We start from the raw sequence: 576 nt of genomic DNA on the forward strand, positions 1-576 counted from the left end.
ATCCGAACGTCATTTGTCTCAGAAACCGGTTTTATAGTATAACCACATTCATCTCTCCAGTAATGAAGCCAATTTTTACTGAACACTGATGTTACGTTACTTGCTTCTTGAAAATAATCATACATGTTTACATAATCTTCGCTATTAATATATTGCGATGCTGTTTGAGTTAAATAGCGATTCCATGCTAGTAATAAAATTTTAGCTTGATAATGATATGCTTTAAATAGGTTTAACCGATTAATCATTGCTTTTTCTATACCAGCAGTTTTATGACCGATGTTATTACCTACAAAATAGTACATAATTTACCTCATATAATTAAGTTTATTTTACAAACATTGTAACATAATAAAAACTTATAATATTAATAGAACTAATAAACATTTAAAAATAATTCACACGAAAATACATACTACTAACAATATTTACCTTTTTATAATCAAAAAATTTAAAATAACGAGTCACTTACAAACGAGCTTATAATAAACTTTATTGTTTATGAATACAACTATTGTGATAGTACCCACGATAAACGGTTTTTAAATTGTTTGTCATGGTTACTCCACTTAGTAT

1 protein-coding gene is annotated in these 576 nt (G+C 26.7%); it reads right to left on the minus strand.

Annotation, left to right across the window (positions count from 1 at the left end; genetic code table 11):
• Positions 1-305 (minus strand): glycosyltransferase family protein (locus IE142_RS40165; protein ID WP_229831285.1); only part of this gene is annotated, 305 nt, incomplete at its 3' end.
• Positions 306-576: the final 271 nt, after the last annotated feature.

The organism is Streptomyces mutabilis (assembly GCF_014649815.1).
GTDB classification, from domain to species: domain Bacteria; phylum Actinomycetota; class Actinomycetes; order Streptomycetales; family Streptomycetaceae; genus Streptomyces; species Streptomyces mutabilis.